Source organism: Amycolatopsis sp. NPDC041971, assembly GCF_055588925.1.
In genome coordinates this window covers 108673-128058 of sequence record NZ_JBVJCE010000004.1, presented here as the reverse complement: position 1 = coordinate 128058, position 19386 = coordinate 108673, and the positions used below count along the sequence as shown (strand labels likewise).

Here is a 19386-nt window from a genome sequence, read left to right as displayed (position 1 = left end):
ACCGGCAGGCGTCACAGATCGGTGGCGACGATCTTTTCGATGTTCCGTTCCGCCAGCGCGGTGATGGTGACGAACGGGTTCACCGAGGTGTTACCCGGGATCAGCGCCCCGTCGATCACATAAAGGCCCGGATATCCGTGGAGCCTGCCGTAATTGTCGGTCGCCTTGCCGAGCACCGCACCGCCGAGCGGGTGATAGGTGAGATGGTCGCCCCAGATCTTGTACGCGCCGAAGAGATCGGTCCGGTAGATCGTGCCTTCCTTGGAATTGATCTTGTCGAAGATCGTCTTCGCCATGTCGATCGACGGTTGTTTCCAGGCGGTCTGCCAGTCGAGGTCGACCTTGTTCGCGCCCGCGTTCCACGAGAACGCCGCCCGGTGGGGGTTCTTCGTGATCGACAGATAGAACGAGGCGTAGGTCTCGATGCCGGTCGGCAGGGGTGCGACCTCGGCGAAGGCGCCGCCCGCGGCCCAGTTGTCGATACCGGCGGTGGGAATGGACGATTGCAGCGCCCCGGTGGCGTCCCACATGTGGTTGGCCCGGCCGCACATGACGTTCCCGTTGTCGCCCCAGCCCTTTCCGACCTCGTTGCCGAGGTTGGGCAGCGCGCCGGTGGCCTTGAGCTTGACCAGGAGTTTGCTCGTCCCGACACTGCCGGCGGCGAAGAACACCTTGTCCGCTGTCACGGACTTCGTCGTGGTCACCGTGCCGCCGGTGTCGAGTTGCTCCATCACCACGGTGTATCCGCCGCCGGACGCGGGAGCGACCGAGGTGACGCGGTGCAGCGCCGAGATCGTCACCCGGCCGGTGGCCTTGATGCGCGGGAGATAGGTCTGCTGCAACGATTTCTTGCCCGCGTTGTTGCCGTAGAGGATCTCCCCGGCCAATGCGGACCGCGGAACCGTGCCCGCCTGCTCCTTCTTCATGTAGTCCCAGTCGTACACGTCCGGGACGAACAGGAAGGGGAAACCCGACCGCTGCGCGTGTTTCCTGCCGACCCGGGCGTACTGGTAGCACTCGGCCGTCTCGAACCAGTCCGGGTCGATGGTGGCGACGCCGAGGCCGGCGTTGGCGCGCGGGTAGTAGACGCCGTACATCTCGTCGGCGTTGACCGTGGGCAGGACCGCACCGAAGTTCTCGCGCTTCGGCGTGACGGCCATGCCGCCGTTGACCAGCGAACCGCCGCCGACGCCGCGGCCCTGGTAGACGGTGATGCCGCTGAATTCCTCGGCGTCGAGGATCCCGGTGTGGCGCGGGACGTCCTTGTCCAGTGGGAAGCCGAGGAAGTTGCTCAACGGCTGCTTCGTCCTCGTACGCAGCCAGAAGGACCGGTAGTCCGGAGTGGTGGTGTTGGCGAAGATCTTGCCGTCCTTCCCCGGGGTGTCCCATGCCATGCCGAGTTCGACGAGGTGGACGTCGACGCCGGCTTCGGCCAACCTGAGCGCGGCGACGCAGCCGCCGTACCCGGAACCGATGACGAGCGCCGGGATTCGGGCGGCGTCGGCGATCGAATTTTTCGCGGAAGCGGTCCCGCCGAGAGCCGCGGCTCCCAAGATAGAACCCGTTCCAGCTAGAAACAGGCGGCGGGACAGCTGTCCAGAAGCGGTTCTCAGCACGGATTCGTCGCTCACGTGATCTTCCTCACCGTTAAGAGATTTAGAACAAGTTATACCTGCGGCTATGCCGGGTGGCAATGAAGGCGGGGCTTCTTTTCGCGTGCTTGGGTCAGGTAGGCGGGCACCGTGACGGCGGATGGGTCACTATGTACTGCTGTGGAGTCCACTCGAGTTGATCGCTGGCTGTGGGCCGTCCGGCTGACCAAGACGCGTCCGGCCGCCGCCGCCGCGTGCCGTGGCGGCCATGTCCGCGTGAACGGCAAGCCGGCCAAGCCCGCGACCACGGTCGTGGCCGGCGACGAGGTTCGTGCGCGGGTCAACGACACAACGCGGATCTTGGAAGTGACCCGGGTGATCCAGAAACGGGTCGGTGCCGCCGACGCCGCGACCTGTTTCCTCGACCGGACACCCCCGCCACCGCCCGAGGCCGCCGTGCCGGTCGCGCGGCGGGAACGGGGTGCGGGACGCCCGACCAAACGGGAACGCCGGGTGCTCGATCGCTTCCGTTCAGGAGAACCTTGATCGACTGGTTCACATATGTGGACGTTATTCACATCCGTTGACGTGTGACAGGGACGTGAACTATAAAGACGGAGTCCGGGTGTACACGCCGCAACACCTTCCGTCAGTCCGTCACGGAGGTTTCGGGTGTCCCGAAAAAGTCCTCTTCGTCGTGCCGTCCTACCGGCGGTCGCCGCCGTGGTCGCCACCGCCGCCCTACTGCAGGTACCGCCCGAGATGGCGGACGCGGCGCCGGGACCCCGCGCGCTGACCGGCCTCGACCTCGGCGCCGCCAATCGCCGCGCGCCGGTCGCGGGGCTCTACGACTGGTCCAAGGCCGGGTACCGGGGTGGCACCACGCTGCCCGGCTCCGATGAAGTGAATCCGAACGCCACCTGCCAGGTCACCTCGGCGGAACTGGCGAGCCGATACAACGTCAAGCCCGACGACGGCGCCGACGACACGAACGGGATCCAGGCGGCGATCGACGGGATCAAGAGCGCGTGCTCGCCGTCGGGGAGCTACACCAAGCTGAGCACGATCACCTTCCCGGCCGGCCGGTTCGACGTCACACACGAGGTCCACGTCGACGCCGACTACCTGATCCTGCGTGGCGCGGGCAAGGACGCCACCGAGTTCGTCTACGAACCCGACGCGAACACCCTCTACGACTCGCTCACCCCGGACGGTTCCGACTGGGACGAAGACGGAATGACCTCGGGTGCGGGCAAGGGCGGCTGGCTGTGGCCGGGGCGCGGGCTGTTCCGCGTCCAGTCAAGGGGAGTGCACACGTCCTACGCGAGTGACCACGCCTCGGCGCCCGCCAACCGCAAGGACATCTTCGAGGGCACGATCAACGTCCATTGGAAGGCCGGGGTGAAGCTGCGGGGCAAGCCGGGCGACACCGCGTTCGCCGCGCGGATGGGGGAGAAGGTCGTCCACCTGGCGAACAGCGGCGCGTTGACCTCGCTCGCCGCCGGGAACCTGGTCAACATCCGGGCGGCCAACTCGCGGAAGTTCTACGAGCGGCAGCAGGCCACACCGACCACGTTCCCGTTGCTGAACATGCACATGCGCCAGCAGATCTTCACGATCACGGCGCTCGACACCACGGCACGCACCATCACCCTGGACAAACCGCTCGAGTACGACGTCCCGGTGAACTCCACTTCGGACGGGTCGGCCCCGATCGACGGCGCCACGTACGACTCGAAGGCGGCGCCGCTGGTCGACCCGGTGGTCGGTGTCGGCTTCGAGAACCTCGGGTTCACGCAGGACATGCCGGGCCTGAACCCCGCCGAGGCGAACAACAACTACGGGAACATGGCGCCTGCCGCCCAGATGCACGGGATCGTGTTCAAGTGGGCGGCGAACTCCTGGGTCCGCGGCATCCGCGCGGACATGACCGGCTCGCATCCGATCGTCACCGAGGAGGCCAAGAACCTCCAGATCGCCGACAACGAACTCAACGGCTCGTGGAACAAGGGCAAGGGCGGCAACGGCTACTTCCGCGGCTCCCGGGTCTGGGATTCGCTGTATGCCGGGAACACGTCGACCCTGTTGCGGCACTTCACCTTCCAGTGGTCCGCCTCGGGCAACGTGGTGATCGGCAACTCGTTCGACTCCGACCTGAACCTGCACGGAGGCTGGGAGCGCAACAACCTCTTCGAGCTGAACACGGTCAAGATCCCGTACGCGCACCGTTCGGGGAACTGCCGGGCCAACTGCGGTGAAGAAGGCGGAGGCGGTCCCGACGATTCGAACTGGTTCCCGATCTGGTGGGGCGCGGGCAAGAAGGCCGTCAAATGGTCGGGTGCCACCGGCTACCGCAACGTGTTCTTCAACAACGCCATGACCAAGCAGCTCGCGGACAACGGGCCGTATAACGACTTCTACGCCGACCGGCATCGTATCCACGTCTTCGGCTGGGACGGCGCCGCGTACAAGCACCTCGACGTCGGCGGCACCCCGATCGCCGACTGGGCGAAGAACGAGCAGCGTGACTACACCGGAGGGCACGGGGTCGACGCGACCAGGACCGACGCCGCGTCGTCGCTGTTCCTGAAGGTTGTCGACGGAACCCCGCCGTCCTCGTCGACGGGTCAGTCCTCCGCCACGACAACACCCACCACGACGACCCGGAACCCGAGTGCGTGCCTGAACGCGACGTTCATCCGCAAATCGGTGTGGGACAGCGGATACGGTGGCGGTTTCACCGTCACCAACAGCTGCTCGGCCACGGTGGGCTCGTGGGCGGTCGAGTTCGACCTGCCCGCCGGGTCGACGATCACCGGCTCCTGGAGTTCGGTGCTGGCCAGGAGCGGGCAGCACTACCGGTTCGGGAACGCGACCCACAACGGAAGCGTCAAACCCGGCGGCGCGGTGACGTTCGGCTTCAACGTCGCAGGTCAGGGACTTCCGGCGGCGTGCACGGTCGCCGGAACGAAGTGCGGAGGCACGGAATGACGAGGAAACGACTGCTCGCCGCCATCGCGGCCACGGCGTCCGGGGCGGGCCTGTTCGGCGCCGTCGTCACCGCCGAGGCCGCCGCGCCCAGCCTGTCCGCCACGTTCACCCAGAATTCGGTCTGGGACAGCGGGTACGGCGGCAAGTACACGCTGACCAACACGGGGGACGCGAACAGTACACAGTGGACGATCGAATTCGACCTCCCCGCCGGCACCGCGGTCACCACATCGTGGAGTTCGGTGCTCACCCGCACCGGACAGCACTACAAGGTCACCAACGCCGGCTTCAACGGCACGATCAAACCCGGCGGCACCGCGTCCTTCGGCTTCAACACCACGGGGCTCGGACTGCCGACCGGCTGCACGCTCAACGGCATCCCGTGCGGGGGAGGAGCGCCGACCACCACGGCGCCGACCACCACGAGCACACCGCCGACGACCACCACCACGGTCCCGCCGGGTGACGTCGTCGACGTGGGCACCGCCGCCGAGCTACGGGCCGCGCTGGCCGCCGCGATTCCCGGCCAGACCATCCGGCTGGCGGCCGGAACCTACCGAGGTTCGTTCGCCGCCACGAAACCGGGGACGGCGGGCGCGCCGATCACGGTGACCGGACCGTCGACCGCGGTCCTGATCAACGACGGCCCGTCGGGGGAAGCGCCTTCCTGCCCGGCGCCGACCGCGGGCTGGGACTCCGGGTACGGGTTCTGGCTCTACGGCGCGCCGTATTGGCGGCTCAAGGGCTTCACCGTGCAGGAGTCGAAGAAGGGCATCGTCATCGACAACTCGCACCACACGGTGATCGAGGGAGTTCGGGTGCACCGGATCGACGAGGAGGCCGTGCACTTCCGTCGTTCCTCGGCCGACAGCGTCATCCGCGACTCGACGATCAGCCATACCGGTCTCGTGCAGGCCGGCTACGGCGAGGGCGTCTACCTCGGCTCGGCGAACTCGAATTGGATGTGCCACGGGAATTCCGGCGGAGTCGACCGTAGCGATCGGATCCAGGTACTCGGCAACCACATCGGACCGTACGTCGCCGCGGAGGCCATCGATGTCAAGGAGGGCACCGTGGACGGTGTCATCCGGGACAACACTTTCGACGGTCAAGGGATTTCCGGGCAGAACTCGGCCGATTCCTGGGTCGACGTCAAGGGATCCGGGTACCTGATCGAGGGCAACACCGGCACCTTCGCCGCACCGGGGACGTTCGCGAACGGCTACGAGACGCACAACCCCGGCACCACGCCGTCGTTCCTCAACGGCTGCGGGAACGTGTGGCGGAACAACAAGTCCGACCTCGGCGGCGTCGGTCAGTACGCCATCAAGATCACCTCGACGTCGAAGTGCTCGGAACGGCCCAACATCGTCTACGCGTCCAACACCGTGTCGAGGGCGGTGAACGGGCTGACCAACATCCCCGTCACACCCTGACGGACGCCGGTGGCGGGAGCGGCGCGGCTCCCGCCACCGGCCGGTCAGTTCCGGACCGCGGTGATCGCGACGGTGGCGTAGCGCACGGTGAACCGGCCGTCCATCCTGTCGACGGCCGCCCCGACTTCGGCGAGGATCTCCTGTCGTACAGCGGGCTCGACCCAGGTGAGCGAGCCGAACGTCGGGAGCTGGTCAAGCCATTCGTCGCGGGTGTAGACCCGTTCCCAATCGTGGCGACTTCGCGTCGGCTCGCCGAATCCGGCTGCTTCGCGCAGGCCGTCGGTGACCTTCGCGATGAGCGGCCCGTACGGGTCCGAAGGCTGCTTCGGCACGGTTTTGAGGTCGATCGGTGAATCCGGCACGAGCCGCCGGTACGCGTCCGCCAAGGCGTCGGCCACCTCGTCCGGTGGTTCTGGCACGTGCCAGAACGCGGCCAAGAGCCCTCCGGGTCGCAGCACTTCGGCGGCCTTGGCGGCGCCCGCGACCGGGTCGACCCAGTGCCAGGCCTGTCCGGAGACGAGCAGATCGAATCGGCGTCCGGCTGGTTCCCAGGTCTCGAACGTCGCGACCTCGACGTCGATCCCGCTCCGGCGGGCGAATTCGGCCATCCGGGGATCCGGTTCGATGCCCAGCACGTGACAACCCGCGGCCTGGAACTGGCGCGCTTCGATCCCGGTGCCGGCGCCGACGTCGAGGGTCTCACGGCCGGGAGCGGCGGCGATGAGGTGCTCGATGAGTTCCGGGGGATAGGCGGGCCGGGTCCGGTCGTAGCGGTCGACGTCCACGCCGAAGGATTCCGCGGCCCGGCGATAGTGGTGAGGCTCTTGCGCCGACGGTAGAGTGGGCATGCGCCCACCTTAAGTGGGCACTTGCCCACTCGTCAATGCAAGGGAGCCGTATGCCGACCGGGGTAGCCCTGCGCGCCGTCCGCGCGCAGTTGTTCGACGCCGCCGAGCGCGTCCTGCTGCGGGATGGGCCGAGCGGGCTCACCAGCCGAGCCGTCACCACGGAGGCGGACTGCGCGAAAGGCGTATTGCACCGGCATTTCGACGACTTCGACGGGTTCCTTGCCGAATTCGTGCTGGACCGGATCGAGAAGCTCGACGAGAAGGGTCTCCGAGAGGCCGTCGGTACCGGAACGGTCGTGGACAACCTCACGTCGGCGCTCACGGCGGTGTTCGAGTCGGTCGCGGTCGCGATCGTCCCGCTCGTGATCTTCCGCGACGAGCTTCGCGCCCGATTGCGCCGCGAGTGGCCGGCCGGGGTTCCGGTGCTGACTCAGGCCGCCGAGATGATCGCGGCCTACCTCGAGGCGGAACGCGCGCAGGGCAGGGTCGCCGAGGACGCCGACGTGGACACGCTCGCGGCCACGCTCATCGGTGCCACCCATCTGCTCTTCGCCGACCGCACGGGTGCCGCGCCGGAGGCGGCGCAGGTGCGGAAGACCGTGGAAGCCGTGATCGGAACCTGACGGAGGCTAAGCCGGTGCCGACGTTGCGAAAGCCACTTTCGCGAGGCGCCGCATTTGCCTTATCGCGTGAAAAGGCGGCGAGTCCTCAGTGGACTCGCCGCCTGTCTCAACGGATCAGGACTGCGCGGCGGTGACGGTGTGCCGCAGCAGCAGCGACGTCGTGACGGGGCCGACGCCGCCGGGGACCGGCGTGATCGAACCCGCGATCTCTTCGACCGCGGCCTGGTCGACGTCGCCGACGAGCCCGCCTTCGGAAGTCGGGTTCGTGCCGACGTCGATCACCACGGCACCGGGCTTGACGTGGTCCGCGCCGACGAAGTGCGCGCGGCCGACGGCCACGACCAGGACGTCCGCGGTCTTGGTGACCGCCGCGAGGTCCTTGGTGCGCGAGTGGCAGACGGTGACCGTCGCGTTCTCGGCGAGCAGCAGCAGCGCGGCGGGCTTGCCGACCACGGTGGAGCGGCCCACTACGGCGACCTGGGCACCGGACAGGGCGACCTGCTCGCGCTTCAGGATCTCCAGCACCGCCGCGGCGGTGGCGGGGGCGTAGGTCGGGAGGCCCGCGGTGAGCCTGCCGAGGCTGACCGGGTTGGCGCCGTCGACGTCCTTGCGCGGATCGATGTGCGCGCCGACGTCGTCGAGCGTCACGCCTTCGGGCAGTGGGGTCTGGCAGATGATGCCGTGGACCGACGGGTCCGCGGACAGTTTGTCGAGTTCGCGGGTGACGTCCTCGCCCGTCGGCTTTTCGAGCTGGACCACCCGGCAGTCGACGCCGACCTTCTTCGCGGCACGCTCGATCGAGCGCACGTACCAGGCGGTGGCGTCGTCGTCGGTCGGCACGAGCACGGCCAGCGTCGGGGCGGTGCCCGATGCGCGCAGTTTGGCGGCGGTCTCGGTGACTTCGGCGGTGATGGCGGCGGCGATCGCGCGCCCGTCGATCAGCGTCATCGGGCGATCCTCTCGCGAACCTCGGCGACGAGCGCGTCGGCGCGCCCGGCGGCGGAGACGTGCTCGGCGAGCCGGGCTTCGGTCTCCTTGCGCAGCTGCTCGTCCGACATGGACGCGAGGTTCACCTCGACGTTGACCACGGCCGATTCGAGCGCGGATTTGGCGGACGAGGCGGCGACCGCGATGTCGGAGATGACGTTGGTGTTGGCGCCTTCGAGGGTCGAGGCGGCGACGTCGACCACCTCGGCGGCGAGGGCGGCGGTGCGCAGCGGGACGTCGGCGGCGCCGACCAGCGCGGCCTGGATCGCGGCCGACCGGGCCTGCTTCTCCTCGTCGGTGGCCTTCGGGAGCTTGTAGGCCGAGACGACCGCGTCGAAGGCGGCGGCGTCGTCGGCGGCGAGGCCGAGCGCGCGACGGCGGAGATCCTCGGCCTTGCCCAGCGCCTCGGTCATGGCGGCCTCGTGCTCGGCGTACTTCGGCTTGCCGATGGTCAGGTTGCACACCATGGAGACCAGGGCGGCACCGACCGCGGCGTTCATCGCGGCACCCGCGCCACCACCGGGCGTCGAGGCCTTCGAGGCCAGCTCGTCGAGCCACTGACCGACCGGTCGATCCTCCACGCGATGTTCCCTTCCCGCTGGTTTTGCCGTCGCGGGGAAGCCTACCCGGGGGTTCCCGGACAGCCCGAAGGCCACCTTCGCGGCGATCGACATCGGCGAAGGTGGCCTTCGGCGGGCGGGATCAGGACCGCTGGTACTCCTCCCAAGTGAGCTTCGGCGTGACGGCGGGGCCGTCGTCGGCACCGCGGCCGGCAAGGCCGTTGTAGCCGAGGTAGTAGTCACCGGCCTGGTGCTGCGCACCGGAAGACAGGTCCGGATCGGACAGTGCGATGGCGTGGATGTGGTAGGCGAAGCCCTGGGCCGGGGTCCGCACCCAGGCTGCGAAGCCCACCTGGCGCAGTTTCCGCGCGACGTCGGTCCGCGTGGCCGAGGACATGCCCTCCACGCCGATGTCGAGCGCGCCGCCACCGTCGTGCGTCCCGGCCGAAGCACCGACGCCGCCGGGGTTGTACGAGCCCTGCGTGATGGTGAGCTGCCTCCCGAGCAGAGCCTCGGCCTTCACCAGCATCGCCTTGGTCCGGGTGTTCATCGTCTTGCCGTGGTAGGTCAGGCGGCTACCCGCCGAGACCACCGCGGTGACGGTGTACCGGCCCTCGCCCAGCTTCTCGAGCGAGGTCTTGCCCGGCAGGCCGGAGGCGTCGATCCCCGTGTATCCCAGCGACTTCTGGTAGCCGGAATACGCCGTGATCGTCGAGGTGCCGAAGTGGCCGTCGACGTACTGCTGGTCGAGCAATCCCTTGGCGGCCAGCGCCTGCTCCACCAGCACCACGCTGTCCTTGGCACCCGGGGTCAACGCGCTGTCGGCCCGGCGCGGGTCGATCTGCGCGGCCTTGAGCACCGCTTCCATGCCGGCCGTGGGCAACGCGGTCACGGTCTCTTCGGCGCCGGCCGGTGCGGCCACGCCGAAGGAGAGCGCGGTCGCTGTCGCGAGCACGGCTACCTTGGTCAACAATTCCTGCCTCCTGAACGGACTCGGTTGTCCGTCAGCATGGGCAGCGCGAATACAAGGGCCGTACAAACGACGTCCGGCTTGTCGCCCGGTCGGGTGTCACTCCGGGGAAAACGGGGAACGTCCTGATAAGACTTCCGGTGGACGCCGAAAGGTCGAGACCCACACGGCGCCGTTCCGTCGCATGGACATCCGCGGCGGGCTCCAGCTCTACCCGGCCAGTTACGGGTTCGCCAGCGGTGGTTACACCGCCGACACCAAGGTCTCCGGGCAGACCGCTTCGATCTCGCAGCAGCAGTGGTACACCCGTGACAGCAGCTACGGCAGCTGGGACGGCGGGGTCTGGAACATGGTCTTCTCCGGAACGAACGGCGCTCCCGCCAACACCTTCCCCAGGGCCCCGGCAAAGTCGCATAGCCGCTGGTCGAGTGGGTGTTGCGGTGACAGAGGCGGGCTCGTCACAGTCGCCTGACATCTTTCTCGACTGTCCGCATAGGACGCTTCCAGGGCTACGGTGCCCGGTTTGGGCGTTTTTCGACCAGGTCGTGAGTGAAAAAAAGGGTTCTAGCCCTAAATTTCACTCACGACCCAGTCGAAAAACGTACATAAAAGCATCAAATGGACAACCAGCGGCCGGATACTGTCCTTTGTGGACACTTGACGCTCAAGGCACCCTGTCATCCGCTCTCGTAGGAAGTCCAATTCGGGTCACCGAAAGCGCCACCGACCAGCGGCTATGCGACTTTGCCGGGACCCTGACACCTTCCCGAATCCGCCGGAGACGACGCTCGCCACCACACCGGTGTCCCGCGATGTCCCGTATCTCTACCTCGACGGCTCCGGCAAATACCGGGTCTTCCTGCCTTCGTTGCGCACCAACGCTTCCGGGCCGAGCTGGGCCAACGGTGGCACGCAGGGCGGTTCGCTGCCGATGAGCCAGTTCTACGTCGTGAAGGCGGGGGACACGGCGTCTTCGATCAACACGGCGCTCTCCCAAGGCTGCAACCTGTTCTTCACACCGGGCGTCTACCACCTCGACCGGACGCTCGACGTGAGCAAGGCGAACACCGTCGTCCTCGGTGTGTCATCAATGACGTCGGGGCGGTGACACCGCCCGGGACGACGCCGAGCAATCTGGTGAGCTACCCGTAACGCGAGCACGGGGCCCCCAATGTCGCATTGGAGACGCTCAGCGTCCCCGATGCGACATTGGGAACACCGGACCGCGGCGACGCGAGCCGGCTCACAAGGAGTGTATAACGTCCTATACCGCTCGGCGATGGGTGTTTACTTCATCCCGCCGCTAGGCTCGGCTCCATGACCAGCAGCGATGCCTCCACCGTCGTCGAAGAACTGCGTGACCTCTTCCGATCCGGCGTCACGAAACCGGTGGATTGGCGCCGAACGCAGCTCACGGGCCTGCGGAAGCTCCTGACCGAGCAGGCGGACGTGTTCCTCGATGCGCTCTATGCCGATCTGCGCAAGAACACCGCCGAAGCCAAGCGCGCGGAGATCGCGCTCGTGCGCAACGAGATCGACCATACGCTGGAGAATCTCGACTCCTGGCTGGCGCCGGAGCCTGCCGAGCTCCCGTACCCGCTGCGCCCCGGGAACGGCCGCGTCGTGCGTGAACCCCTCGGGGTCGCGTTGATCATCGGGCCGTGGAACTACCCGCTGCAGCTGGTGCTCGCGCCGCTGGTCGGAGCGCTGGCGGCGGGCAACTGTGCGGTCGTGAAGCCGAGCGAGCTGTCCCCGAACACGTCGGCCGCGATCGCCGAACATCTGCCGGACTACGTCGAGGGTGTCCGTGTCGTCGAGGGCGCGATCCCGGAGACGACGGCGCTGCTGGAGCAGAAGTTCGACACGATCTTCTACACCGGGAACGGGACGGTCGGCCGGATCGTCATGGCGGCGGCGGCGAAGCATCTCACGCCGGTCACGCTGGAGCTGGGCGGGAAGAGTCCGGCGATCGTCGAGCCGGGTGCTGATCTCGCCGTGACCGCGCAGCGGGTCGCGTACGGCAAGTTCGCCAACGCGGGCCAGACCTGCGTCGCTCCCGACTACGTCCTCGCGATCGGCGACACCGGCCCGAAGCTGGCGGAGCAGCTGGCCGAGACCGTCGAAGCGATGTTCGGCGAGGACCCTGCCACCAGCGACTCCTACGGCCGCATCATCTCGACCCGGCACTACGACCGGCTCGCCGCCTTGCTGGACAACGGCACCGCGGTCGTCGGCGGCCAGGCCGACCGCGACGAGAAGTACATCGCGCCCACCGTGCTCACCGGTGTTTCCCCGGACGCCCCGGTGATGCGGGACGAGATCTTCGGCCCGATCCTGCCGATCATCGAGGTGCCCGACGTCGACGCGGCGCTGGCGTTCGTCAACGAACGCGACAAGCCGCTGGCGTTGTACGCCTTCACCGAATCGGATGACACGAAGCGCAGGATCGAGACGGAGACGTCGTCGGGTGGCCTGGTGTTCGGCGCGGCGATCATCCACCTCGCGGCGCCGGAGCTGCCGTTCGGCGGGGTGGGGGAGAGCGGGATGGGCCGCTATCACGGCCGCTATTCGATCGACACCTTCAGCCACGTGAAGGCCGTGCTGGACAAGCCTCTCGCCGGCTGATCAGCGGCCCTGGCGGCTGCCTTCGTAGGCCCGCTCGCGCAGCGCGGCCAGCCAGCCGGGCCGCGGCTCCCATCCTCGCGGAGGGTGCAGCATCGGATCGAAGGCGGGGCGGGCGGCGTCTTCGTCCACCTCGTGCAGGGTCAGCGTCGCGCAGGGCTTCCGATGTCCGTTCGCGCGGACGGTCTCGACAAGGTAGGTCACCGGTCCTTCCGTCACCAGGCGCCTCAGAGCGTCCAGTGATGCTTCGGCGTGCCGCGGTTTCTCCGCGCGGGCCGAAAGCCAGATCAGTTCGCCTTTCGTGCGATAGGGAAGCAATGTGCTGTAGTGGCCGCTGGTCCAGGTCCGTGCCGGCCGCGGCAGTACCCGGCCGACCAGGCCGGTACCCGAGCTGGTCAGCGTGAGATCCCAAGGATCACCGTCGGCGGAAGGGATCCGGACCGCCAGCCCCAGCGCGTCGGGCACCCGCCCCGGGAGACCTACCCCCTTGGACATTCGCGCGGTGACGGCCACCGGCTCGTCCGGCAGCACGAGGTCTTCACACTTCAGGCCGTGAAGTTCACCTTTGAGCAGTAAGCCATCCGGGTGGAAGGCTCTCGCACCGCGCAGGGCAGCGAGGGCGCGAAATCCGGCACGGAAGAGCTTGCCGCCGGGCCCGGCCTGCGTTGCGGCGTCTTCAGCCACGATTCCGACCTCCTTGTGACGTGCGTGCTATGCGCTGGCTACCCCCGTTGGGCCGGGTTACACGGGAATTCCCACGAATTCGTGAGCACGGAATCGGCTCCGGTTCCCCGGTGTGAACGGCTTTCGACCGGGTACTCGACGCGATGTTCGCACAGTTCCCCTTTCACCTGGATCGGAGGAAATCATGACTGCATCGCCGGCCACGGCTCGGCGGACGCCGCGCCAGCTCATCGCCCTCGGCGTGGGCGCGGTCTTCCTGCTCGTCGGCATCCTCGGTTTCATCCCCGGCATCACGACGAACTACGAACAGCTGAGCGGCGCCGGCCATGAGTCCGGTGCCTTGCTGCTGGGCGTGTTCCAGGTGTCGATCCTGCACAACATCGTCCACCTGGCGTTCGGCGTCGCGGGCATCCTGCTGGCCAGGACGGTGAGCGGCGCGAAGGCGTTCCTCGTCGGCGGCGGGGTGATCTACCTCGTGCTCTGGCTGTACGGGCTGTTGATCGACCACGGTTCCGCGGCCAATTTCGTGCCGGTCAACAACGCCGACAACTGGCTGCACCTCGGGCTCGCCGTCGGGATGCTCGCCCTCGGGCTCATTCCGCTCTCCGGTTCGACGGCGCCGGTCGCCGACTCGCGCTAGTCACCTGTTCTTTCCTGATTTCTTCGGAGGTTGTCAGTGTTCCGTCATACCAAATCGCTCCAATTCGAGGCCAAGCCGGAAAAGCCAGACGCGTTGTACGCCCGCAAGCTGCAGGAACTCATCGGTGGCGCCTACGGTGAAATAACCGTCACCATGCAGTACCTGTTCCAGGGCTGGAATTGCCGCATCGAGGGCAAGTACAAGGATTTGATCATGGATACCGCGACCGAGGAGATCGGTCACGTCGAGATGCTCGCGACGATGGTCGCCCGGCTGCTCGAAGGGGCGCCCGCCACCATGGTGGCCGAGGCCGCGAAGGATCCCGCCACCGCGGCGATCCTTGGTGGGATGGATCCCCAGCAGGCGATCATCTCCGGTGGCGGCGCCACGCCGAGCGACAGCCAGGGCTATCCCTGGAACGGCCGCTATGTCGTGGCGTCGGGCAACCTGCTGGCCGATTTCCGCGCGAACGTCGCGGCTGAGGCGCAGGGCCGGTTGCAGACGGCCAGGTTGTACAACATGACCGACGACCCGGGTGTGAAGGCGATGCTGCAGTTCAACCTCGCGCGGGACACGGTGCACCAGAAACAGTGGCTCGCCGCGATCGAGGAACTCAAGGCCGACGGCCTGGAAGACGACATCGCGCCGACGGCGTTGTTCGACGAGGAGAACCAGGAGCACAACAACACCATCTGGCACCTGTCCGACGGCCCGGACGGTGCGAAGGGTGGCTGGAGCGCCGGCGACGACGGGATCGAGTATCTGATGGATCCCGAGGCCCTGGGCGGACCTGGCACCGCTCCGAAGCCCGACCCGGCGCTCTACGGCACCTATGCGCCGATCCAGGACGCTATCGGGACGGTCAAGGGCAAGGCCAAGGACGCGAAGAAGAAGGCCACCAAGTCGCGCAAGAGCTAGGCGAGAAGTGAAGGAGCCCTTCCCCGGTACTGCCGGGGAAGGGCTCCTTTCACGTGTGATGCCGGCCGACCGAGTCAGTCGGTGGTCTTCGTTCGGGCTTCGGCGACCGCGGCCGCTTCGTCGTCGTCCATCGCCTTGGTGTCACGCGGCGGGAGGAACGGCTCGTCGTCGGCGGGGCGACCGGAGGCACGCTCCTTGCCACGCGTGAGTTCCGCGTCCAGCTCGGCGCCGAGGAGGACGGCGATGTTCGAGATCCACAGCCAGATCAGGAACACGATGACCCCGGCGAGCGAACCGTAGACCTTGTTGTACGAACTGAAATTGCTGACGTAAAAGGCGAACCCCGCGGTGGCGGCGGCCCAGAGCAGCACGGCCACGAGCCCGCCCGGTGTCAGCCAGCGGAATTTCGGCTGCCGCACGTTGGGGCTCACCCAGTAGAGCATCGCGAACGCCAGCCCCGCCAGCAGCGCGATCACCGGCCATTTCGCGATGTCCCACACGAGGACACCGGTCGAACCGAGGCCGATCAGGTCACCGAGGTAGCGCGCGACACCGCCGGTCGCCACCACGCCGGCGGCGCACAGGGCGAGGACGATCAGCACGGCGATGGTGAGTCCGACCCGCAAAGGCACGGTCTTCCAGATCGGGCGGCCTTCGGGCATCGAATAGATGACGTTGGACGCACGCATGAACGCGCCGATGTAGCCGGACGCGGACCACAAGGCGCCCACGAGGCCGAGGATTGCCGCCGGTCCGGCCAGTCCGCTGGTCTTGGACAGCTCCTCGATCGCGCCGACCAGGATGTCCCGGCCCTGGCCGGGTGCGATCCGGCTGACGTTGTCGATCAGGGTCTGGGTCGTGGACGGCCCGAGGAGACCGAGCATCGCGGTCAGGACCAGCAATCCGGGGAAGAGCGAAAGGACGCCGTAGTAGGTGAGGGCGGCCGCCCAGTCCAGCATGTTGTCGCGGTTGAACTGGGTGAACGTCCGTTTGAGCACCGCCCACCACGATCGGCGGGACAACTCCGTGGGACCGTCCGGGTTTTCCGTTGTGGCAGTCAAGGGGACCTCCTGAAGGGGATGCCCTTGCTTACCCGGGAGCGCCGGGGCGAAACGGTGGTCAGGCCAGGCGAGGACGCCGCTGTGGTGGAGGCGGGACGGTCTTCGCCAGGACGATGTCCGCCAGCCGGATCGTCACGAGCCCGCGTCTGGTCTCCACCGCGCATTCCACGTCATCACGGGAGCGCAGGTAGCCGAGGGCGTCGGTGAACCCGCCTTCGATCCGGTACCGCACGACGACCCTCGTGCCGACCGGGACGTCCGGAAGGGTCACCGGTCCAGGTGCGCGGTGAGCTCGTCGTCACTCGGCTCGACCAGGTGGGTGCCGTCCGGCCAGACGATGGTGGGGATCCGGCGCTCACCGTTCTGCAGCGCCCGCACGGTCTCCTCGGCGACGGTGTCCGCTTCGACGTCGATGTAGTCGTACGCGACGCCCTTCGCGTCCAGCAGGGCACGGCTGCGTTTGACGTCGGGGCACCAGTCGGCGCCGTACACGGTGAGGTCGCTCATGGATCACAGCATGCCAGGCCGGGGTCCGGCGGCGTGGTCGGCGAGGGCCGAACGGTCGGCGAGCCCGGTCTTGGCGAGCAGGCTCGCGACGTGCTTCTCGACCGTCCGGGGCGAGATGTGCAACCGGGTGCCGATGTCCTTGTTGCCCATGCGCTCGGCGAGCAGCACCAGCACCTCGTACTCGCGCACGGTCACGCCGGACGCGCGCAGATCACCGGGGACCCGGTCGACACCGGACCGGCGCTGCCGCACGGGTGCGCCGAGCTTGCGGAGCAGACTCCGGCAGGCGGCCGCGACCGCCTGGATGTTCCTGCCGTGGAAGTACTCCTCGGCCTCGTTGAGCCAGCCGGCCGGATCTCCCCAGCCGTCGGCGGCGGCCGGTTCGGCGATCAGCCGGAGCCCGAGGTGCCGGGCGAGGGGATAGGGCGCCGAGGTCTCCAGGGCGGCGGCCACCGACCGTTCGGCTTCCGCCGTGTCACCGCGCCTGCCGTGCTCGACGGCGTGCGCGAATTCGACGAACTGCCGGTTCCACCGCATCCCGCTCACGGCGGAGCCCGCCTCCGGGCAGGGAGCGCCGCCGAGGGTGTCGACGAGCGTCCTGAGGCCGTGTTGTCCGGCGAGGTGGAACCGGCTCGGCCGCCGGTCCTCCAACTCGACGACCTGGCCGAGTTCGCGGCGCGCCCGCTCGAAGTCCTCCTCGAGCAGTGAACAGAAGACCCGCGCCAGCCCGATGCTCAGCACCATCTCCTGCGCGTTCTCGCCTCCGCTTTCCCGGAAGTCGTCGAGTGCCCGCTCCATCGCCGGGCGGTCGGCCCGGTGCCCGGCCGACATCGCCCTGGTCATCTGCGCGTACTGCAGCAACGCGGTCAACCGGAGTCTGCCGAGCACGGCGAGGTTCTCTTCCAGCAGCGCGTGCGCGGTGCCGAACTCGCAGCGCAGGATCGCGTGCATGGTGCGTACGGAATCGACCGCGCAGTGCAGGGTGATCGACCCGGTCCGCTGGGCGTCCGCGCGGGCGAGCAGCAGGGTCTGTTCGTCGCCGTTCATCAGCACGCGATGCCCGCCGAGCCGCACCAGTGCCTGGGTGCGGAGGTGGTGCAGGTGGTTGTCCTCGGCGGTCCGCCGCGCGAGCTGCATGTACTGCTCGGATTCGGTGAGGTCCCGCGACAGCGCGAGCATGCCGAGCACCTGCAGTGCCTGGCAGACGACGAACGGCTGCTCGGTCTCCTCGGCCACCTTCCACGCCTGACGCGCGAGCCGTTCCGCCGTGCCGGTCCGGCCGGGGACGTCGAGCCAGAGGTTCGCTTCGACGGCGTCGAGCGCGGCCTGTTGAGCGGGCGAGATCGCCGAACCGAGGGGAGCGCGAGCCCGTTCGATCTGGCCGAGGCATTCGTCGTGCCGTCCGGCGATGTAGGCGGCCCAGGCGAGCTGGGTGTGCAGTTTGGCGGCCCGTTCGAGCGTGCCGATCTCGCCGAAGGCGGCCGAAAGCTCGACGGCGCGGTCGAATTGGCCGGTCTGCCCGAGCGCGTACAACAGCGTTTCCAGCACCTCGGCGCGATCACCCGCGTCGGCTTCGGCGAGCAGGTCGACAGCTTTGGTGAGCATGGTGACCGCGGAGTCCGCGGCACCGGCGTCGAGGGCGCGGCGGCCGGTTTGCGCGAACAGGTGGCCGGCTGCCCGTTCGTCCATGGCGGTCAGCCGGAGCGACGCGGCGAGCGCGCACAGATCGCCCGGTAGACCCGGGTACAGCTTCTCGACGGCGTCGGCGGCTTGACGGGCGAGCGCCGCTTTGCGGGCCGGTGACTGGCGTGCCAGCAACGCTTCCGCGGTCAGCGGATGACGGAAGGCGTACCAGCCCGGCGTCGTCTCGTCGGTGGTCACCAGGTTCGCCGAGACCGCGGCGCTCAGGTGGTTGTGCAGGGTGCGGTCGTTCGTGCCGGTGACCGTCTGCACCACCGTCAGCGGGAAGCGGCGGCCGATGATCGCGGCGACCGACAGCAGTTCGCCCGCCTGCTCGCCGAGTTGCTCCATTCGGACGCCGATACTGGTGACCAGGGCGGCGGGTACGCGGGCGCGGAGTTCGCCGATGACCCGCCAGCCGTCCCGGCCCTCCACGAGGAGACCGTCGTTCACCATGCCGTGGAGCAGTTCCTCGACGATGAACGGCAGACCGGCGCTGTTGCGCCACAACAGTTCCGCCGCGGGCGAGGGCAGGTTCCCCGGTTCGGTTTCCAGGCAGGCCGCGGCGAGCGCGCGCGTGTCGGCGAGACCGAGCCTGCCGAGTTCGACGACGGCGCAGCTCATCCGCTGGGCACCGGAGGTCGCGAGGCGGAGCGCGTCGGAGGGCTCGTTGCGGAGCGTGCCGACGAACAGGGTCTGCGCCGCGGGCAGGTTGTCGACGAGGTATTCGAGGATGAACAGCGTTTCGGCGTCGGCGTCCTGGAGGTCGTCGAGGACCAGGAGCGCGCCGCGGTCGCGGCTGGTGACGGCCAGCAGCCGGAACACCGCTTCGGCGAGCACCAGCAGGGAGCCCGATTCCCGGGGCCGGTCGCCCTGGCTCCAGTCGGGGACGAGCTGGGCGAGCACGGGGATGAACGGGTCGAGTTCGGCCGCCTCCGGCGGTCCACCGCCGCGAAAATGCGACAACAGCGCCTGGGTCAGCGGCCGGAACGGAACGAGCGGACCGATCGAACCGGCCCTGCCCTGCAGGACCGGGATGTCGGCGGCGACCGCTCGGGACGCGGCTTCGATGGCGAGGCGGGACTTGCCGATGCCGCCTTCGCCGACGAGGAAGATCGCGCCGCCGCGGCCCGCGATGGCGCGATCGAGAGCTTCGGAGAGCTCGGACAGTTCGGCGTCGCGGCCGATCACCCGCGACGAACGGATCCCCACCATCGCGACTATAGCGAGCGGATTCCGCGGTCATGAGGAAAGCGATCACGAAGGC

The 19386-nt window shown here is 68.2% G+C and carries 19 protein-coding genes; 9 read left to right on the top strand and 10 right to left on the bottom strand.

From position 1 onward, the window contains the following. Positions 1 to 11: 11 nt before the first annotated feature. Complete coding sequence (locus ACZ6DT_RS11385) at positions 12 to 1553, bottom strand: GMC oxidoreductase (protein ID WP_465592225.1); 1542 nt, start codon at positions 1551 to 1553, stop codon at positions 12 to 14. A 219-nt stretch (positions 1554 to 1772) separates the two neighbouring features. Between ACZ6DT_RS11385 and ACZ6DT_RS11380 the strand changes: the two genes are divergently transcribed. The 3 genes from ACZ6DT_RS11380 (at position 1773) to ACZ6DT_RS11370 (ending at position 6019) form a co-directional block, all read left to right on the top strand. Beyond that, positions 1773 to 2138, top strand: a complete 366-nt coding sequence (locus ACZ6DT_RS11380; protein WP_465592222.1) for an RNA-binding S4 domain-containing protein — start codon at positions 1773 to 1775, stop codon at positions 2136 to 2138. A 126-nt stretch (positions 2139 to 2264) separates the two neighbouring features. Further along, the gene (locus tag ACZ6DT_RS11375) at positions 2265 to 4583 is read left to right on the top strand and encodes a cellulose binding domain-containing protein (protein WP_465592219.1); all 2319 of its coding nucleotides are present in this window, start codon (positions 2265 to 2267) and stop codon (positions 4581 to 4583) included. Next, positions 4580 to 6019, top strand: coding sequence for a cellulose binding domain-containing protein (locus ACZ6DT_RS11370; RefSeq protein WP_465592216.1), 1440 nt, complete (start codon positions 4580 to 4582; stop codon positions 6017 to 6019). The genes ACZ6DT_RS11375 and ACZ6DT_RS11370 overlap by 4 nt, the downstream gene beginning before the upstream one ends. 44 nt (positions 6020 to 6063) lie before the next feature. On the opposite strand, the gene ACZ6DT_RS11365 is transcribed toward ACZ6DT_RS11370, so the two are convergent. Continuing rightward, the gene (locus tag ACZ6DT_RS11365) at positions 6064 to 6804 is read right to left on the bottom strand and encodes a class I SAM-dependent methyltransferase (protein ID WP_465592987.1); all 741 of its coding nucleotides are present in this window, start codon (positions 6802 to 6804) and stop codon (positions 6064 to 6066) included. Positions 6805 to 6917: 113 nt separating this feature from the next. On the opposite strand from ACZ6DT_RS11365, the gene ACZ6DT_RS11360 reads away from it, so the two are divergent. Then, complete coding sequence (locus ACZ6DT_RS11360) at positions 6918 to 7490, top strand: TetR/AcrR family transcriptional regulator (RefSeq protein WP_465592214.1); 573 nt, start codon at positions 6918 to 6920, stop codon at positions 7488 to 7490. 114 nt (positions 7491 to 7604) lie between these two features. Here ACZ6DT_RS11360 and ACZ6DT_RS11355 read toward each other — a convergent pair whose 3' ends face one another. The 3 genes from ACZ6DT_RS11355 to ACZ6DT_RS11345 form a co-directional block, all read right to left on the bottom strand. Beyond that, a complete protein-coding gene (locus ACZ6DT_RS11355) occupies positions 7605 to 8438 on the bottom strand; it encodes a bifunctional 5,10-methylenetetrahydrofolate dehydrogenase/5,10-methenyltetrahydrofolate cyclohydrolase (protein WP_465592211.1) in 834 nt (277 codons plus the stop codon). After that, positions 8435 to 9058 carry a cyclodeaminase/cyclohydrolase family protein gene (locus ACZ6DT_RS11350; protein ID WP_465592208.1) on the bottom strand — a complete coding sequence of 208 codons (624 nt, stop codon included), beginning with the start codon at positions 9056 to 9058 and terminating at the stop codon, positions 8435 to 8437. The genes ACZ6DT_RS11355 and ACZ6DT_RS11350 overlap by 4 nt, the downstream gene beginning before the upstream one ends. A 121-nt stretch (positions 9059 to 9179) precedes the next feature. Then, positions 9180 to 10010: a peptidoglycan-binding protein gene (locus tag ACZ6DT_RS11345; RefSeq protein WP_465592205.1), complete on the bottom strand. Its 831-nt coding sequence runs from the start codon at positions 10008 to 10010 to the stop codon at positions 9180 to 9182. Between the two features lie 181 nt (positions 10011 to 10191). Between ACZ6DT_RS11345 and ACZ6DT_RS11340 the strand changes: the two genes are divergently transcribed. The 3 genes from ACZ6DT_RS11340 to ACZ6DT_RS11330 all read left to right on the top strand — a co-directional run bounded on the left by ACZ6DT_RS11340 (position 10192) and on the right by ACZ6DT_RS11330 (position 12632). Beyond that, on the top strand, positions 10192 to 10479 hold the full coding sequence (locus ACZ6DT_RS11340) for a hypothetical protein (protein ID WP_465593008.1): 288 nt from the start codon (positions 10192 to 10194) through the stop codon (positions 10477 to 10479). 264 nt (positions 10480 to 10743) lie between these two features. Continuing rightward, positions 10744 to 11115: a hypothetical protein gene (locus ACZ6DT_RS11335; RefSeq protein ID WP_465592203.1), complete on the top strand. Its 372-nt coding sequence runs from the start codon at positions 10744 to 10746 to the stop codon at positions 11113 to 11115. 158 nt (positions 11116 to 11273) lie between these two features. After that, positions 11274 to 12632: an aldehyde dehydrogenase family protein gene (locus tag ACZ6DT_RS11330; protein WP_465592984.1), complete on the top strand. Its 1359-nt coding sequence runs from the start codon at positions 11274 to 11276 to the stop codon at positions 12630 to 12632. Here ACZ6DT_RS11330 and ACZ6DT_RS11325 read toward each other — a convergent pair whose 3' ends face one another. After that, positions 12633 to 13313 carry a hypothetical protein gene (locus ACZ6DT_RS11325; RefSeq protein ID WP_465592200.1) on the bottom strand — a complete coding sequence of 227 codons (681 nt, stop codon included), beginning with the start codon at positions 13311 to 13313 and terminating at the stop codon, positions 12633 to 12635. Between the two features lie 184 nt (positions 13314 to 13497). Here ACZ6DT_RS11325 and ACZ6DT_RS11320 point away from each other — a divergent pair, with 184 nt between their 5' ends. Together ACZ6DT_RS11320 and ACZ6DT_RS11315 are read left to right on the top strand one after the other, a co-directional pair. Further along, a complete protein-coding gene (locus ACZ6DT_RS11320; RefSeq protein ID WP_465592197.1) occupies positions 13498 to 13953 on the top strand; it encodes a DUF4383 domain-containing protein in 456 nt (151 codons plus the stop codon). A 36-nt stretch (positions 13954 to 13989) separates the two neighbouring features. Further along, complete coding sequence (locus ACZ6DT_RS11315) at positions 13990 to 14871, top strand: manganese catalase (RefSeq protein WP_465592194.1); 882 nt, start codon at positions 13990 to 13992, stop codon at positions 14869 to 14871. Between the two features lie 74 nt (positions 14872 to 14945). Here the strand turns inward: ACZ6DT_RS11315 and ACZ6DT_RS11310 are convergent, their stop codons facing one another. From ACZ6DT_RS11310 to ACZ6DT_RS11295, 4 genes are read right to left on the bottom strand one after another with little or no spacing between them, the layout of a single operon-like run. Further along, positions 14946 to 15932 carry a YihY/virulence factor BrkB family protein gene (locus ACZ6DT_RS11310; RefSeq protein WP_465592191.1) on the bottom strand — a complete coding sequence of 329 codons (987 nt, stop codon included), beginning with the start codon at positions 15930 to 15932 and terminating at the stop codon, positions 14946 to 14948. Positions 15933 to 15990: 58 nt separating this feature from the next. Continuing rightward, positions 15991 to 16203, bottom strand: a complete 213-nt coding sequence (locus ACZ6DT_RS11305) for a putative acetyltransferase (RefSeq protein ID WP_465592189.1) — start codon at positions 16201 to 16203, stop codon at positions 15991 to 15993. Further along, complete coding sequence (locus tag ACZ6DT_RS11300; protein WP_465592186.1) at positions 16200 to 16439, bottom strand: glutaredoxin family protein; 240 nt, start codon at positions 16437 to 16439, stop codon at positions 16200 to 16202. Before ACZ6DT_RS11300 ends, ACZ6DT_RS11305 begins: the two co-directional genes overlap by 4 nt. 3 nt (positions 16440 to 16442) lie before the next feature. Beyond that, positions 16443 to 19334 (bottom strand): helix-turn-helix transcriptional regulator, encoded by a 2892-nt coding sequence (locus ACZ6DT_RS11295; RefSeq protein WP_465592183.1) that lies wholly within the window; start codon positions 19332 to 19334, stop codon positions 16443 to 16445. Between the last annotated feature and the right edge of the window lie 52 nt (positions 19335 to 19386).